The organism is Chloroflexota bacterium (assembly GCA_016235055.1).
In the GTDB taxonomy this organism is placed as follows: Bacteria; Chloroflexota; Anaerolineae; order JACRMK01; family JACRMK01; genus JACRMK01.
On the sequence record JACRMK010000061.1, the window covers coordinates 39,881 to 55,528 of the forward strand.

12 protein-coding genes are annotated in these 15,648 nt (G+C 67.1%); 11 read left to right on the plus strand and 1 reads right to left on the minus strand.

Features of this window, described 5'->3' with window-relative positions; translation table 11 throughout:
• Nucleotide 1 precedes the first annotated feature (1 nt).
• From HZB53_15665 to HZB53_15685, 5 genes are all read left to right on the plus strand, one after another.
• Nucleotides 2-958 carry a GNAT family N-acetyltransferase gene (locus tag HZB53_15665; GenBank protein MBI5879084.1) on the plus strand — a complete coding sequence of 319 codons (957 nt, stop codon included), beginning with the start codon at nucleotides 2-4 and terminating at the stop codon, nucleotides 956-958.
• Nucleotides 959-1,033: 75 nt separating this feature from the next.
• Nucleotides 1,034-2,452 (plus strand): amidase, encoded by a 1,419-nt coding sequence (locus tag HZB53_15670; protein MBI5879085.1) that lies wholly within the window; start codon nucleotides 1,034-1,036, stop codon nucleotides 2,450-2,452.
• Between the two features lie 54 nt (nucleotides 2,453-2,506).
• Nucleotides 2,507-3,406 carry a sporulation protein gene (locus tag HZB53_15675; protein MBI5879086.1) on the plus strand — a complete coding sequence of 300 codons (900 nt, stop codon included), beginning with the start codon at nucleotides 2,507-2,509 and terminating at the stop codon, nucleotides 3,404-3,406.
• 392 nt (nucleotides 3,407-3,798) lie between these two features.
• On the plus strand, nucleotides 3,799-4,680 hold the full coding sequence (locus HZB53_15680) for a bifunctional 5,10-methylenetetrahydrofolate dehydrogenase/5,10-methenyltetrahydrofolate cyclohydrolase (protein MBI5879087.1): 882 nt from the start codon (nucleotides 3,799-3,801) through the stop codon (nucleotides 4,678-4,680).
• A gap of 18 nt (nucleotides 4,681-4,698) precedes the next feature.
• Complete coding sequence (locus tag HZB53_15685) at nucleotides 4,699-5,838, plus strand: hypothetical protein (GenBank protein ID MBI5879088.1); 1,140 nt, start codon at nucleotides 4,699-4,701, stop codon at nucleotides 5,836-5,838.
• 217 nt (nucleotides 5,839-6,055) lie between these two features.
• Here HZB53_15685 and HZB53_15690 read toward each other — a convergent pair whose 3' ends face one another.
• A complete protein-coding gene (locus HZB53_15690) occupies nucleotides 6,056-7,744 on the minus strand; it encodes a carboxypeptidase regulatory-like domain-containing protein (GenBank protein ID MBI5879089.1) in 1,689 nt (562 codons plus the stop codon).
• Between the two features lie 358 nt (nucleotides 7,745-8,102).
• On the opposite strand from HZB53_15690, the gene HZB53_15695 reads away from it, so the two are divergent.
• Genes HZB53_15695 through HZB53_15720 form a run of 6 tightly spaced genes read left to right on the plus strand, consistent with a single transcriptional unit; the run spans nucleotide 8,103 to nucleotide 15,612 of the window.
• Complete coding sequence (locus HZB53_15695) at nucleotides 8,103-9,464, plus strand: glycosyltransferase family 39 protein (protein MBI5879090.1); 1,362 nt, start codon at nucleotides 8,103-8,105, stop codon at nucleotides 9,462-9,464.
• Nucleotides 9,465-9,468: 4 nt separating this feature from the next.
• Nucleotides 9,469-11,091: a hypothetical protein gene (locus tag HZB53_15700; protein MBI5879091.1), complete on the plus strand. Its 1,623-nt coding sequence runs from the start codon at nucleotides 9,469-9,471 to the stop codon at nucleotides 11,089-11,091.
• A complete protein-coding gene (locus HZB53_15705) occupies nucleotides 11,088-12,656 on the plus strand; it encodes a hypothetical protein (protein MBI5879092.1) in 1,569 nt (522 codons plus the stop codon). Before HZB53_15700 ends, HZB53_15705 begins: the two co-directional genes overlap by 4 nt.
• Nucleotides 12,653-14,227 (plus strand): hypothetical protein, encoded by a 1,575-nt coding sequence (locus tag HZB53_15710; GenBank protein ID MBI5879093.1) that lies wholly within the window; start codon nucleotides 12,653-12,655, stop codon nucleotides 14,225-14,227. Before HZB53_15705 ends, HZB53_15710 begins: the two co-directional genes overlap by 4 nt.
• Before the next feature lie 28 nt (nucleotides 14,228-14,255).
• Nucleotides 14,256-14,765: a M67 family metallopeptidase gene (locus HZB53_15715; protein MBI5879094.1), complete on the plus strand. Its 510-nt coding sequence runs from the start codon at nucleotides 14,256-14,258 to the stop codon at nucleotides 14,763-14,765.
• Nucleotides 14,766-14,781: 16 nt separating this feature from the next.
• On the plus strand, nucleotides 14,782-15,612 hold the full coding sequence (locus tag HZB53_15720; GenBank protein MBI5879095.1) for a hypothetical protein: 831 nt from the start codon (nucleotides 14,782-14,784) through the stop codon (nucleotides 15,610-15,612).
• Nucleotides 15,613-15,648: the final 36 nt, after the last annotated feature.

Below are 15,648 nucleotides of genomic sequence, written 5' to 3' on the forward strand. Positions count from 1 at the left end.
GATGCCCATCACCTTTCGCCCCGTTGCCGTGCCGGACGATTTCGAGCGCCTCGCGGCGATTGCCAGCCAAAGCTCGACGCGGCCGATCACGGCGGCGCAACTGACTGAGTGGGAGTGGCAACTGCCGCCCGGCACGGTGCGCGAGCGGCTGTGCGCGATCGACGAGCGCGGCGCGGTGGCTGGCTACAGCCTGTGCGAGCGCGTGCCGTTCATGCTCCCGGGCAATTACTACGTCGATGTGCATGTTGACCGCGCGGCGCAGCGGCGGGGCGTCGGCGCGCGCCTGCTGGCCGAGGCGGAGCACTTCGCCGTCGCGCACGGCGCCACGCGGCTGGAGAGCGAGGTCAGCGACATTGACCCGGCCTGGCAGGCGTTCGCCGCGCGGCGCGGTTTCACGGTCGACCGCCGCATCTTCGAATCGCGGCTTGACCTGGCGGCGTTCGACGAGCGCCCGTTCGTCGGCGTGGTCGAGGCAGCGCAGGCGGGCGGCATCCGCTTTTTTGCCCTAGCCGAGGCGGGCAACACGGAAGCGAACCGCCGCCGCCTGTTCGCGCTCAGCCACGCCTGCGCGCAGGACATTCCGGGCCGCGAGCCGATCAACATGACGTTCGAGGATATGGACCGGCTCGGCTACCAGACCAGCTTCTTCCGGCCGGACGGCGTCTGGCTGGCCGCCGACGGCGATACCTGGGTCGGGCAGACGGTCATCTCGTACTACGCGGAGACGAACTCGACCTACACCCAGCACACTGGTGTGCTGCGCGCCTATCGCGAGCGGCGCATCGCGCTGGCGCTCAAACTGCTCGGCATCCGCTGGTCGCGCTCAATCGGCGCGGCGCACACGCGCACGCACAACGACTCGCAGAACACGCCGATTCTGGCGATCAACCGCGCGCTCGGCTTCCAGCCGCTGCCGGGGTATGCGCGGATGCTGAAGGCAGTGAACAGTGGGCAGTGAACAGTGAACAGTAAACGGTGACTGTCCACTGTTGACTGTTCACCGTTCACTGATTCCCGAATAGGAGCAACTATCATGCCATCCACGGAACTCAACTGGCTGACCGCCACGGAACTCGCCGCACGCATCCGGCGCAAAGAGGTCTCTGCGCGCGAGGTGATGGAGGCGCATCTGGCGCAGATCGACCGCGTGAATCCGAAGGTCAACGCGATCGTGACCTTCTTGCCGGAGCGCGCCATGGACGGCGCGCGCGCCGCCGACGAGCAGCAGGCGCGCGGCGAGCCGCTCGGCCCGCTGCACGGCCTGCCGATCGCGCACAAGGACCTGGTGGAGACGAAAGGCATCCGCACCACCTACGGCTCGCCGATCTACAAAGACTTTGTGCCGGACTTTGACGCGCTGATCATCGAGCGCATGCGCGGCGCGGGCGCGATCACGATCGGCAAGACCAACACGCCGGAGTTCGGCGCCGGCTCGCAGACGTTCAACCCGGTCTTCGGCGCGACGCTCAACCCGTACGACACGACGAAGACCTGCGGCGGCTCCAGCGGCGGCGCGGCGGTCGCGCTGGCGTGCGGTATGCTGCCGATCGCCGATGGCAGCGACACGGGCGGCTCGCTGCGCAACCCGGCCAACTTCAACAACGTGGTCGGCTTCCGCACCGCGCCCGGCCGCGTGCCGGTCTGGCCGTCGCGCAACGGCTGGGCGACCCTGCCGGTCAAGGGGCCGATGGCGCGCACCGTGCAGGACGTGGCGCTGCTGCTGTCGGTGCTGGCCGGCCCCGACCCGCGCTCGCCGATCGCGATCATGGAGCCGAGCAGCACGTTCATGCAATCGCTGGCGCGCGACTTCAAGGGCGTGCGCATCGCCTGGAGCCCGACGCTCGGCGGCCTGCCGGTCGATCCGCGCGTGACGGCCGCGCTGGAGGCGCAGCGGCACGTCTTCGCCGACCTGGGCTGCGCCGTCGAGGCGGCCGACCCCGACCTGCACGACGCCGACGAGATCTTCAAGGTCCTGCGCGCGGCGAACTTCGCGCTGGCCTACGGCGACCTGATCAAGACGCACCGCGACCAGATCAAGGAGACGGTCATCTGGAACACCGAGGAGGGCCTCAAGCTGACCGGCCCGCAGATCGGCGCTGCCGAGCAGAAGCATACCGCGCTGTACCAGCGCATGCGCGCCTTCATGACGCAGTACGAGTTCGTCATCTGCCCGGTCAATCAGGTGCCGCCGTTTGACGTCAAGACGCCGTATCCGACCGAGATCGCGGGCGTCAAGATGGAGACGTACATCGACTGGATGAAGTCGGCGTACTACATCACCGTGACCGGGCACCCGGCGATCTCGGTGCCGTGCGGTTTCACCCCGGAAGGATTGCCGGTCGGCGTGCAGATCGTGGGCCGGCACCAGAACGAGATGGGTGTGCTGCAACTTGCACACGCCTTCGAGCAGGCGACCGGCTTCGGGAAGCAGCGGCCAGTCGTGGCCGCTTGATCCGTTCAGCGTAGGGACGGGTCTCTGACCCGTCCGTTACGCAAGGAGCGTACCATGTTCGATTTTCTGAAGGGCGCCAAAGCGACGATGACGGTCACGCTCGACCGCGCGGCCAACCAGGCGTACTTGCCCGGCGAGACCGTGCGCGCGCAGATCGTCGTCGAGACGCAGGGCGAATTCAAGGTGCAGGAAGGTCGCGTCGCGCTGGTGTACATCGAAGACTACCAGTACCGCGACGAGCGCGCGACCACCGATTCCGACGGCGATCACAGCCGCGAGATCGTGAAGGTGTGGGGCAAATCCGAGGCCGAGGTCCAGCGCGTAGTCTTCGCGCGCGAGGGGCCGCTGCCGAAGAACGTGCGCCAGACGTTCGACTACAGCGTGGCGATCCCGCCGCAGGCGCTGCCCTCGCTGACCGGCGGAGCGATCCTGAAGTCGCGCTGGGTGGTCAAGGCGACGCTCGACCGGCGGCTGGCCTCCGACGTGAACACGGAGGCGATGCTGACCGTGGTGACGCTGGCGCTAGGCACCAACCGCGCCCCCGGCGAGTTCGGCGCATCGAACGAGCCGAATGAGGCGGCGCTGTCGCTGGCGCTGCCCGGCCACGAGTTTGTGCCCGGCGAGACGATCAGCGGGCAGTTCAGCGTGCGCCCGGCGAAGAACTTCGACGCCTCGGAAGTGCGCGTCGAACTGGTCTGCCTGGAGAACGTGCCGCGCGAAAAGGGCAACACGCACGAAGGTATTGCGAAGGTCAAGCTGGCCGGCGGCACGAAGTTTCAGGCCGGGCAGCCGATCGTGTTTCCGTTCAGCGTCGCGGTGCCCGCGGTCGCCCCGGCGAGCGCAAACACGCCGAACGGCTCGATCACCTGGGTGCTCAAGGGCGTGCTTTCGCGCACCCTGCGCTCCGATACGCGCGTCGAGGAGCCGGTGCTGGTTTACCCGGCGCGGCGCTAAAGCAAATCCGCGAATAACGCGAATCGGCGCTAATCTCTTTCCACGAAATGACACGAAGAAACACGAACTGAATCTCGTCTTCGGATTCGCGACGGTTCGTGGAAGCGAGTTGTATACTCAACTTAATCATGTCCTAAACTGTCATGTATGTCCTGTGCAGCGGGGCTTTGCCCCGCTCCGCGCCTGCGGCGCGGGCACAGGATGAAGCGCGAAGGCAAGACCATTGTCCAATGAGCGCGTCGCGTGCGCGAAACATCTGAAGTGCTGTAGTCTCGATGCCTCGCGCGTGAAGCGTGTGCCAGGCCGCAAGTCTGGCCTGCGCGCTCGGCATGACAAGAGCAGGGCATGAACAGCTTGAATCAGTACCAGTCAACCTGTTTCATGGAGACGCTATGACAGCCACAATCATCGACGGCACCAAGATTGCCGAGGATATCCGCAACAAGGTCAAGGCCGAAGCGGCAGAGTTGAAGGAGAAGCACGGTCTCGTCGCCGGGCTGGCGACCGTGCTGGTGGGCGACAATCCGGGCTCGCACGCCTATGTGCGCATGAAGCGCAAGACCTGCGCCGATCTGGGACTGACCTCGTTCGGGCATGAACTGCCGGCGACCGCCACGCAGGCCGAGGTCGTCGACCTCGTGCGCCGGCTAGGCGCCGACCCGGCGGTGCACGGCATCCTCGTGCAGCTGCCGCTGCCGAACCAGATCAGCGAGGAAGCGGTGCTGCGCGAGGTGCCGCTGGCCAAGGACGTGGACGGCTTCAACCCGGTCAACATCGGCAACCTGGGCATGAAGAACCGCACGCCGACGTTCGCGCCGTGCACGCCGGCCGGCGTGATCGAACTGCTCGACCGCACCGGCACCCGCATCGAGGGCGCGCACGCGGTCGTGCTCGGCCGCAGCAACATCGTCGGACTGCCGGTCTCGCTGCTGCTGCTCGGCCGCAACGCGACGCTGACGGTCTGCCACTCGCGCACGAAGGACATCGGCGCGGTCACGCGCGAGGCCGACATCCTCGTCGTCGCGATTGGCAAGACGCGCTTTGTCACGGCCGCTATGGTCAAGCCGGGCGCGGTCGTCATCGACGTCGGCATCAACGAGATCCCCGACGCGACGAAGAAATCCGGCAAGCGGCTGGTCGGCGACGTGGATTTCGACGCGGTCAAGGAAGTGGCCGGCGCGATCACGCCGGTGCCGGGCGGCGTCGGCCCGATGACGATCGCGATGTTGATGCAGAACACGCTGACGGCGGCCAAGCGGAGCGTGGGCGCGTAACCGGCACGGCAGGCGACGATGGATCAAGACGTTACACTGATCGTTTTTTCGGCGGGCGGCGTGCGCGACGAGGTCGAGCGGCTTGTCACCGATTCGCGCCACGCCGTGACCGCCGACGTCGTCGCGCTGGCGCGCCAGACGCCGGGTATCGGGCGCATCATCATCGCGACCGACTCGCCCGCGCTGGTCGAGACGCTCAAGCCGTATGACGTGATCGCGGACTACGACCGCGCGCTGGAGTCGTTCTCCTTCGGCGCGCGCTTCGAGCAGCTCATCCGCGACCATGACGTGCAGCGCCCGTTCTACCTGGGCGGCGGCGCGGGCGCGCTGCTGACGGCCGCGGAGATGCGCGGCATCGTCGAGCGCCTGCGCGCCGCCGATCAAATCGTGATCCCCAACAACATCTTCTCGTCGGACTTCGTCGCCTTCACGCCCGGCGAAGCGGCGCTCGGCCTGCCGCCGCAGGAAAACGACAACAACCTCGCGTTCCTGTTGCGCACGGAACGCGGGTTGCCGCACCAACCGCTGCCGCGCACGGTCGGCACGCAGTTCGACATCGACACGCCCACCGACGTGGTGCTGCTGGCGTACAGCCACGGGCTCGGCGCGCACGCGCGCGCGTTCGTCGCCGATGCCCCGCTCAACCGCGCGCCGGTCGAGCGGCTGCTGCCGCAGTTGACGCGGCACGAACCGGAGTTGCTGGTGTTCGGGCGCGTCTCCGGCGAGATCTGGCTGTATTTCGAGAAGAACGTCGCCTGCCGCACGCGGCTCGTCTCCGAGGAGCGCGGCCTGGTCGCCAGCGGGCGCGAGGCGCGCGGCGAGGCGCGCTCGCTGCTCGGTTTCCTGTTCGATGCGCACGGCTCGCAGCACGCGTTCGAGTTGCTGTCCGAGTTGTGCACCGGCGCGCTGATCGATACGCGCGTGCTGCTGGCGCACCGGCGACTGAAGCCGAGCGCGCACGACCGTTTCAACGCCGACCTCTTCCGCCCCGACGCGATCCGCGACGAGTGGCTGCGCGAGTTCACCCGCGCCGCGATGGAAGCGCCCGTGCCGGTGGTGCTCGGCGGGCACTCACTCGTCTGCGGCGGGCTTTACCTGTTGACCGAGGCGGCCTGGAAGGACTACCCGCCGCCGGGGACCGACGCGCGGCGGTCGTGAGTCTGTCAACGGATGGATAGCGGATAAGCGGATAGATCGGCCCACTACCCGGAACGTGCCGCTCACAACGAAATCGGCCCGCCATATCGCATGGCGGGCCGAGGTGTTTGTGAAGCCTGTCGTGAGGTTCCCGAAATAGGCGTTCATCGGTACGGGCGTTCAGTTGAACGCCCGCAGTCACATCCGCTTATCCGTTATCCATCCGTTGACACCGCTGTCAGTTCTGGAAGAACGAAATTATTTCGCGCACGCGGCGTCCCACCGTGACCGGCGGGCTGGACGAGGCCGGGTCGCTCTTGATACGCACCGTGTAGGTGTCGGGGTCGAGTCCGTCGAAGCCGTAGAAGCCGAAGTCGTCGGTGGTTTCCGTGCGCTGGTAATTCTTGGTCGCGCTGACCGCCACCATCTCCAGCCCCTTGACCGGCTTGCTGGTCTTGTCCGTCACCTGCCCGCGGATGCTGCCGTTCTCGTCGTTGGTCGCCTGCGTGCCCTGCATCTGCACGCGATACTTTGCCCCCGGCACGGCGCTAGGCGTCGGCGTGGGGCCGCTCGTGACCGGCGGGCGGGTCGCGCCCGGCGTGGGCGGTACGCCGCCGCCCGACTGGCAGGCCGCCACCGCAGCATTGTACTTGCTCTGGTTCGTCGCGGTGGCGTTCATGCCCAGCGCGCCGCTGTAGGCGTCGATCGCCAGGCACGAGCCGCCGCGCTCCATCAGGTAATCGCCGTACGAAATATACGCCTGGTAGAGCCGCGAACGAGAGTCCTGGTAATCTGGATTGATTCTGACAAGCTCGGTAAATGACTCGACGGCGCGCTTCCAGTCGGCGCTCCATGCGCTCAGGCCGCGCAGGTAGACCGACGCCAGGTAGCGCTCCAGCTGCACATGGTCGTCTTTGCGGATGGCAAGCGCCTTGTCGAAGCGCTGTACCGCCTCTTCCCAGCGCTCGTCCTTCAGGAACTGGCGCGCCAGCGTGAGGTTGCCGTTATAGAGCATCTGCTCGACATCGGCCTTCTTGTAGTCGGGCTGAACGCGTCGCAGGCCATCGAGCATGCTGAGTGCCGTCTCGTAGTCCTGCTTGTCATACGCGTCTTTGGCCTGCTGGTACGCCGCGCCGAGAATCTCATCCTGTGACACCTGACTCAGCGTGGGCGTGGGCAGCGGCTGGCCGGCCGCCACCGGCGCAGTCTGCTTCTGCAGGGATGCCAGCAGGTCCTTGATCTCTTTGTCGTTCGGGTTGAACTGCTGGGCGTAACGCAGTTCCTGATACGCCAGTTCCAGGTTGCCATCTTTGAGGTATGCTTTGGCCGCGTCTTTGTGCTGCTGCGCGGTGTTCAGCGCCACGCGGTCGCGGTCCTGCAGGCCCTGATACACGCCGGCCGCGCCAAAGCCGACCAGCAGTGCGAGCAGCCACGCGCCCATAAAGATGATGGCAGCCGCAATCGTCGGCGTGCCGTCGCGCCGCCGCACACGCACCGTTTGCACCGACGTGCGGCTCAATGCGCGCGCGCGCGCCGGGACGAGCGCGCGGCTTGCTGTGGGCGCGCGCGGGGGCGTCGGTGCGGCCTGCACAGCCAGCTTGGAGCTCTCCGGAAGCGGTGGCGTTTGGGTCGAAGTAGCAGGCGCAGAGACTTCCGCCGGCGCGCCCTCGGATGGGGTCGCCTGCGCGACCGGTTCGGCGGGCGCGGCCTGTGGCGGTACCACCGGCAGCGCGCTGGACGCCGGCTTCGCTTCCTTGCGGCCTTCCGGCAGCGCGCCGGGTTTGGCGCCTGCTTTGCGGCCCGGGTTCGGGCGGTGAAGCGACGGCAGGTGGAGCCGGTGCTCCGAGTGATGTTTAATGTAAGCGCCGCAGTTCGGGCAGAAGTCGTACTTGCCGTGAACCGTCGTACCGCATGACTTGCACTGCATCAATGTTCCCGTAATCAACCCGGGCGGGTCTGCCGCCGAGGCGTTTTGTGCTATCGCACGTCAGATGGTCATCAATGGAAACACAAGGTCGATTCGCGCCCGTCTACATGTAGGCGCGTCTCCACACCCAGTGGGCCGGGCGACCCGCCCCCTATTTTTTGTGGGCTGTCGCTGAAATTCGCAAGCGGTGCGCCGGGTTGGGTGTGCTGGCGTCTGCAAACACGGGCCAAAGCCAGACACAACCTCCATTATGAAGCCAATCCGCGATAATGCCAACTGCGGACTACGTTAATTCGTCATAATCAGTGAATAGATTGGCGAACGTATGACGATGCGCCTAATATGGTACAATCTGCGCATGGCGAGACGGCTCCCGCTGTTTGGCATCGTCTGGGCATACCTTGCGCTGGCGGCTCTATATGCCGTCAATACGCCGCGTTGGGAGGTACCCGACGAGCCGGCGCACTACAACTACGTGCGCACCATCGCCGAGACGGGCGCATTGCCTGTCTTGCAACTGGGCGACTACGACCAGGCGTACCTCGAGGCGATCAAGTCGCAGAAGTTTCCACCCGACATGCCGGTCGATGGCATCCGCTACGAATCGCACCAGCCGCCTTCCTATTATCTGCTCGCAACGCCGTTCTACATCGCCGGCCAGCCGGCTCATCCCGACGCGCGACTGATCGGGCTGCGACTCTACTCGGTGCTGTGGGGCGCGGTATTGCTGGCGCTCGTGTACCGGCTGGCCGCGCAATTGTTCCCGGACGACCCGTGGCTGCCGCTGATCGCGACCAGCATAGCCGCCTTCGTGCCGCAGCACCTCGCCATGGTTTCGGGCGTCAACAACGATGTGCTGTCCGAGGTCATCTTGACCGCCATCGCGCTGGTGCTGGTGCGCATCCTCGGACAGCGCAGCAACCCGCGCGGGTGGCCCTGGGCGGGCGTGCTCGTCGGGCTTGGCCTGCTGACCAAGACGACCGCCTACGTCTCCGTCGGGCTGGTCGTCGCTGCGGCGGCGCTACGCTGGTGGCAGAACCGCGCAGACCGCCTGCCGTTGATGCAGGCGGTCCTGCCGCCGGCGCGCGCGCTGCTGGTCGCCGCGCTGATCGGCAGCCCCTGGTTTGTGCGTGGCGCGCTGACGTACGGGCCCGGCGACTGGCTCGGGCTCGGACGTCACAATGCCGTCGTAATCGGCCAGCCGCGCACATTGGAGCTGTACGGCAATTACGCGGCTGCGGCGGGCGACTGGCTGGCGATCATGTTTCGCTCATTCTGGGGCCAGTTCGGCTGGATGGGCGTCGTGCTGGATGCGCGCATCTATCTGGCGTTGCTCGCGTGCAGCCTGTTCGCGCTGAGCGGCTGGGCCGTGGCGCTCCGGAGCGGCGAACCGCAAACCGCAGACGGCAGGGCGCGCATGCAGTTCGCGCAATTGGCGCTGCTGGCGGTCTGGTTCGCGTTCACCTTCACGACGACCGCCGCCTACAGCCTGGAGTTCTTCCAGGCGCAGGGCCGCTATCTGTTTCCCGCGCTCGGTGCGATTGCGATCGGCCTGGCGATCGGGCTGCGCGCCTGGTGGCGGCTGTTCGCCCACGCGCTGGCGCGCTTCCGGCTGCCCGCTGGCGCGGTCGAATGGGCGCTGACCGGCGCGCTCGTAGTCGCGTTCTGCGTGCTCGACCTCGTCTGCCTGTACCGCTTCCTGATTCCGGCGTTCCGGTAATCGTATGGGACTGTTCCGCGACCGTGTAGCGCTGGCAACCACCGCCGTGTTCCTAGTCGTCATCAGCCTCCCCTATGTGCTGGCAGCCGCGTGGGCGCCGCCCGGCGCGACCTTCCTCGGTTCGTTCTACAACTCGCAGGATATGATGGTGTACCTGTCGGCCATCCGCGCGGGCGCGCGCGGCGAGTGGCTGCGCACCCTGCCGTACACCACCGAGGCGCACCAGCCGGCGCTGTACTATATCTACTACATGGCGCTCGGCCATCTGGCCGCGCCGGACATGCTGACGTTCCACAGCGCGCGCATCGTTTCGGCGCTCGCACTGGCCGCCGCGCTATATGCGCTGATCGTGCAGGTGCTGAGTACCGCGTTGGAACGGCGCACCGCATTCATCCTGGGGCTGCTCGGCATGGGTGTCGGCTTCATCGTCATGCTGATGGGCTTCGGAAAAGCAATCCGGCCGACCGACATCTTCCTGCCGACCTCATCGCTTCTGAGCGCGGCGATCATCAACCCGCACTTCCCGCTCGGCGCGGCGATGCAACTGGCGATGCTGGCGGCCTACCTGCGGGCGCGGCGCGCGCCCTATCGCACTGGAACGCTGGCGATCGGATCGGTTGCCTGCCTGGTGCTGGGCTTCCTGCTGCCGTATCAACTATTTGTGGCCGGCGCGATTATGGGCGTTGATGCGGCCTGCGAGGCGTGGCGGCACCGGCGGCTCTGGACGCCTGCAACGCGCGCCGCCTTCTTCATCCTGCTGCCCGGTGCCGCGCCACTCATGTACTACCTGGGTCTGCAAACAATCGTGCCATTCTGGAAAGAGTTAATCGCGCAGTGGCCGGTGCTTGAGCACCAGTTCAGCGCGCCGGACTTCATCGCGGGCTACGGCTGGCTGCTCGTGCTCGCCGTGACAGGCGCCGTGCATATAGCACGCCGACCCGCAGGCACCGACGCCGAGCGTTTCCTCGTAATCTGGCTCGTCGTGAACGCGCTTCTGATCGTAGCGCCGCTCGACTTCTCGGACCGCACAAGCCTCGGTTTCAGTGCGGTGCTGACGATGCTGGCAGCGGTCGCGCTCGCGCGTGTGGTCGGGCCGTGGCTGGCGAGCCGGGCGCAGGGCGCGCGGCTGGCGGCGCGCTACCCGCGCTTCACGCATCATTTCCCCGCCATGCTGCTGATCGGGTGCGTGCCGTCCGCGCTCCTGCTTGGGCTGACGCTGGCGCTGTTCGCTGTCGCGTCCGGCGATCTGCCGTACTATCTGGCCGCCGACGATGCGGTGCTGATCACGCGGCTGGCGCGCGAGGCGACGCCGCACGACGCCGTGCTCGCGATGCCCGCCATTGCCAATCTGGTGCCCGCGTTGTCTGACGCGCGCGTCTATGCGGGGCACACGCACGAGACATACCAGGCCGAGCGCAAAAAGGCCGAGGTACAACGATTCTTTAGCAATGGCATGAGCGACGCCGAGCGCCGCGACTTCCTCGCGCGGCAGGGCATTACCTACGTCTTTGTTCAACCGAGCGCGCATGGCGCCGGCGGCTACAGCGGCACGGGTGCGGATTTCCTGACAGTCGTCGCGCGCGCCGGCGACGCGACGCTCTATCGCGTGACGGGCACGGGGCGATGAACGCCGACGGTGCGGCAGGCCGCTCGATCACGCGCGACGAATGGATCTGGCTCACAGTCGTCTCATTCATCCTGCTCGCGACATCCGTCACGCCAAACATAGTCGGCTGGCTGGTAACGCCGCCCGGCGCACACTACACGGGACTGGCGTACAACTGGCAGGATGCGAACTCATACCTTGCCAAGCTCATGGAGGGGTGGCGCGGCGACTGGCTGTACCGCATCCCGTTCACGAACGACCCCGGCGATGGCGTCTTCCTGTACCCCAACTACCTGTTGCTCGGCCACCTTTCGCGCTGGCTTTCGCTGGAGCCGGTCGTCGTCTTTCACCTGGCGCGGCTGGCTGGCGGCGCGCTGCTGCTGGCCAGTCTGTACGCTCTGATGGCACGTTTCTTTGCGGCGGTGGACGATCGCCGCTTTGCGTTCCTGCTGGCCGCCTTTGGTTCCGGCCTCGGCTGGCTCTGGCTATTTAGCGGGACCCTATTGCCCGATGTGCTCAACGCCGAGTTGTTCCCGTTCCTCGCCATCTTCGCCAATCCGCACTTCCCGCTGGCGATGGCGGCGTTCATCGCGGTCGTCGATGCGCTGGTGCCGCGCGAGCGGTGGCGCGGGCAGATGGCGCTGCTGGCAGCCGGCACGCTGATCCTGGCCATCACGCAGCCGTACGGCAATATCAGCGCGGCGCTCATTGGCGGCGCGTGGGTGGCTATCCGCTGGTTGACCGAGCGTCGCGCGCCGCGCACCGAACTGGCGCGGCTGGCCGTGCTGCTCGCGCTCTCCGCGCCGTTCGCCGCGTATGACGCGTGGGCGCTGACGAGCAACACCGCGCTGGCCGGCTGGACGGCGCAAAACGTCACGCTGTCGCCGCCGCTCTGGCAGTGGATCGCCGCGGCAGGCATCGCGCTGCCGTTCGCGCTCGTCGCGGTCGCCGCGCTCGGGCGGCAGATTGCGCGCGAACGGCGGCTCGGTGCAAACGATGCGCTGCTCTTGCTCTGGCTGGTCGTCGCGGTGGTGCTGGCGGCCATACCGGGTCCGCAGCAGCGGCGGCTGGCGTTCACGTTCTTCATTCCACTGGCGATCCTCGCCGTGCGCGGCTGGCTAGTACTGGCACGGTTCGACCGCCCGGTGTGGCGGGCGGCTTTTGCGATGTTCGGCGGACTGACGAACATCCTGATGGTGACGATTGCGATCGTGACGGTCGCGGCGCAACCGCCATTCCTTTTCTTCAGCGCGGGCGAGTGGGACACTTTGGTCTATTTGCGCGACCGCGCCGCGCCGCAGGCGGTCGTGCTCGCCTCGCCGGACATGGGGCTGTATATTCCGGCGTGGGCCGGCCAGCGCGTGATCTACGGCCACCCGCACGAGACGCCCAATGCGCGCCAGCGCGCCACGGCGGTGATCGACTTTTATGCGGGCCGGATGATTGACAGCGCGGCGTTCCTTCAACCGGTGGACGTCATCATGGTTGGTCCGCGCGAGCGCGCGCTGGGGCCGGCCGCCGTGCCGCCGCCATTCGCCCCGGTCTTTCAGAGCGGCGATGTGACGCTCTACGCGAGGCCGCGATGAGCGCGCGCGTGATAACACGCGCCGAGTGGCGCTGGGTTGCCGTCGTCTCCGCGCTGATCCTGCTGGCGACGACACTGCCGGTACTGTACGGCGCGCTGGCGACGCCGCCCGGCTATCACTACATCGGCTTTGCGTATAACGGCGAGGAAGCCAACCCGTACCTGTCCAAGATCGTGCAGGGCGCGCGCGGCGACTGGCTGTACTCGCTGCCCTACAACGCCGATCCCGGCGAGCCGTTCTTCTTGTACGAGAACTACCTCCTGCTTGGGCATATTGCCCGCGCGCTGGTGCTGGAGCCGGTCGTCATCTTTCATCTGGCGCGGCTGGCCGGCGGCGCGCTGATGCTCTTCACGCTCTACTGGTTCATTGCGCGCTTCTTCGCCGATGCGCGCGACCGCCGGCTTGCGTTTGGCCTGGCGGCGTTCGGCGCAGGCCTCGGCTGGCTCGCACTAATGGCCGGGTACACCAGCGCCGACCTCTGGCAGACGCAGATCTTCCCGTTCCTGGCCGTGTTTGCCAATGTCCACTTCCCGCCGGCGCTGGCCGCCGCGCTGTGGGTCACCGATGCGCTGGTGCCGCCCGCCGGGGAGCACGCCGCGCGCGGTCGGATGGCGGCACGGATAACGACGGGCACGCTGATCCTAGCGCTCACCCAGCCCTATGCGCTGCTCATCGCGGCGGGGCTGGGCGCGTTCTGGCTCGGCTGGCGCGTCGCTGCCCGCGCGCCGCGCGCGGAGTGGCTGGCGCTCATGGGGCGCATGGCGCTCGCTGGGGCGCTCGGCGCGCCGGTCGCGCTCTACTACCGATGGCTGGCCGGCGCGAACGCATCGTATGCGGGCTGGGACCGCCAGAACATCACGCTCGCTTCGCCGCTGTGGGACTATGCGCTCGCGTTTGGATTGCTGCTGCCGCTGGCGCTGGCCGGGGTCGGCATGGCGCTGGTTCGCCTGCGCGCACGCCGCGCGCCGGACGCCGATGCGCTGCTTCTGCTCGGCTGGGTCGCGATCACTATCACCTTGTTGTACCTGCCGCTGGCGCAGCAGCGCCGCTTTGCCTTCGGGCTGGCGGTGCCCGTGGCGATACTGGCGGTGCAGGGGCTGAAAGCCGTTTCCCGGCTCGACCGCGATCCACTGCGCTTCTTGCTGATGACGCTCAGCAGTCTGACCAATGTGCTGCTGCTGTCACTCGCACTGGTCGCGACGAGCCTGCACCCCGTGAACCTGTTCTTCACGCAGGGCGAGTGGGATGCGTTGATGTACTTGCGAACCCATGCCTCGCCGCAGGCGGTCGTGCTCGCCTCGCCGGACATGGGTCTCTACATTCCCGCATGGGCTGGGCAACGCGTCTTCTACGGGCACCCGCACGAGACGCTGGACGCGGCGGCGCGCAAAGCCGAGGTGACCGCGTTCTTCGCCAACACGCTCTCTGCGTTCCCCGCCGTACTGAAACGCGCAGACTACGTTTTCATTGGCCCGCGCGAGCGCAGCATCGGCACGCCGGACATCCCCAACAACTGGCGGGTCGTCTTCGCGGCCCCCGGCCCCAACGGTGTTACAATCTATAGTCGTTAGCAGAGATTGGTCCGCACCGGGAGGGGCCATGGATACCGTCAGGATTCCGCGCGCGTTCCACGCGGAGATGATCGCGCACGCGCGCGAGGGATTTCCGAACGAAATATGCGGGCTGATCATGGGGCCGCACGGCGAACTGCGCGAACTGCACCGCGTACGCAACGCCGCCATCGATCCGCTCTATACCTATGACATGGACCCGCATGAGCTCCTGCGCCTGAACCAGCGCGCCGACGACCTCGGCTGGGAGTTCACGCTCATCTACCACGCGCACCCGCCGTTCGCCGAAGCCTACCCCTCGGCGACCGACGTGGCGCGCGCATACTATCCCGACGCCGTGTACGTCATCCTCGCGATCGGCCGCGCCGGCACACACCTGCGCGAGCAGATGCGCGATCCGGCGCAGCGCGCCGCCGTCGTCGCCGTCCTGGGCGATCCGCAGGCGCTCGAGCCGCGCGTGCGCGCCTACCGCATCATCAAAGACGATCTCTTCGGCAAGACTGGGCGCATCGAAGAATTGATGGTGGAGCTCGTATGAGCACGGAGCCAGAGGCATGATCAACCAGTTCGTCGATCTGCGCATCGTGCCGACCGACCACCTGCACCTGCACGAGGAAGTGGAGCCGGCGCGCGTTCGCCGCGTGACCGAGCGCATCGCCGCCGAGCAGATGCTGAAGAACCCGGTCATCGTCGCCGAACTGGACGACTACGGCCATTTCGTCGTGCTGGACGGCGCCAACCGCTCGACGGCGCTGGCCGATCTCGGCGTGCGCGACACGCTCGTGCAGGTCGTGGATTATGGCGACCCCGGTGTGCGGCTCGACACCTGGTATCATCTCGTCGCCGATATCGACAAGCACGACCTGTTCGCGCGCATCGGTAACGTGACGGAAGTGCGCCTGAAGGCGTCGGGACTGCTGGCCGCGCGCGCCCTGCTGGTGACGCACCAGATCCTGGCGTACATGGTCTGCAAGGACGGCGATGTGCACCAGGTGCTGGGGCCGGCCGACCTGCCCGGCCGCGCGCGCATGCTCACCGATATCGCCCGTACCTACAAGGCCGCGGCGACGATCTATCGCGTGCAGACCGACGACATTCCGGCACTGCTGCCAATGTACCCCAACGTCGCGGCGGTCATCGCCTACCCGCTCTTCCGCCCGGCCGATATCCTGGAGATGGCACGCTCGCGCGCGCGCCTGCCGACCGGCATCACGCGTCACGTCATCGCGCGGCGCGCGCTGCGCGTGAACGTGCCGCTGGCCGAGTTGGGCGCGGACCGCCCGCTGGCCGACAAGAATCGCGACCTGCAGGAGCGCATCACAGCGATGCTCAAGGCCGGGCAGGTGCGGCACTACGAGGAATCGACCTACCTGTTCGATGAGTAGCCGTGTGGGTATGCCCCTACCCAGTACCTGTACGCA

Bases quoted from the DNA above. Each gene is read 5' to 3' on its own strand.
- HZB53_15715 (MBI5879094.1), top strand. From the start codon at position 14,256: ATGGATACCGTCAGGATTCCGCGCGCGTTCCACGCGGAGATGATCGCG.
- HZB53_15685 (MBI5879088.1), top strand. From the start codon at position 4,699: ATGGATCAAGACGTTACACTGATCGTTTTTTCGGCGGGCGGCGTGCGC.
- HZB53_15690 (MBI5879089.1), bottom strand. From the start codon at position 7,744: ATGCAGTGCAAGTCATGCGGTACGACGGTTCACGGCAAGTACGACTTC.
- HZB53_15680 (MBI5879087.1), top strand. From the start codon at position 3,799: ATGACAGCCACAATCATCGACGGCACCAAGATTGCCGAGGATATCCGC.
- HZB53_15705 (MBI5879092.1), top strand. From the start codon at position 11,088: ATGAACGCCGACGGTGCGGCAGGCCGCTCGATCACGCGCGACGAATGG.
- HZB53_15665 (MBI5879084.1), top strand. From the start codon at position 2: ATGCCCATCACCTTTCGCCCCGTTGCCGTGCCGGACGATTTCGAGCGC.
- HZB53_15710 (MBI5879093.1), top strand. From the start codon at position 12,653: ATGAGCGCGCGCGTGATAACACGCGCCGAGTGGCGCTGGGTTGCCGTC.
- HZB53_15670 (MBI5879085.1), top strand. From the start codon at position 1,034: ATGCCATCCACGGAACTCAACTGGCTGACCGCCACGGAACTCGCCGCA.
- HZB53_15700 (MBI5879091.1), top strand. From the start codon at position 9,469: ATGGGACTGTTCCGCGACCGTGTAGCGCTGGCAACCACCGCCGTGTTC.
- HZB53_15695 (MBI5879090.1), top strand. From the start codon at position 8,103: ATGGCGAGACGGCTCCCGCTGTTTGGCATCGTCTGGGCATACCTTGCG.
- HZB53_15720 (MBI5879095.1), top strand. From the start codon at position 14,782: ATGATCAACCAGTTCGTCGATCTGCGCATCGTGCCGACCGACCACCTG.
- HZB53_15675 (MBI5879086.1), top strand. From the start codon at position 2,507: ATGTTCGATTTTCTGAAGGGCGCCAAAGCGACGATGACGGTCACGCTC.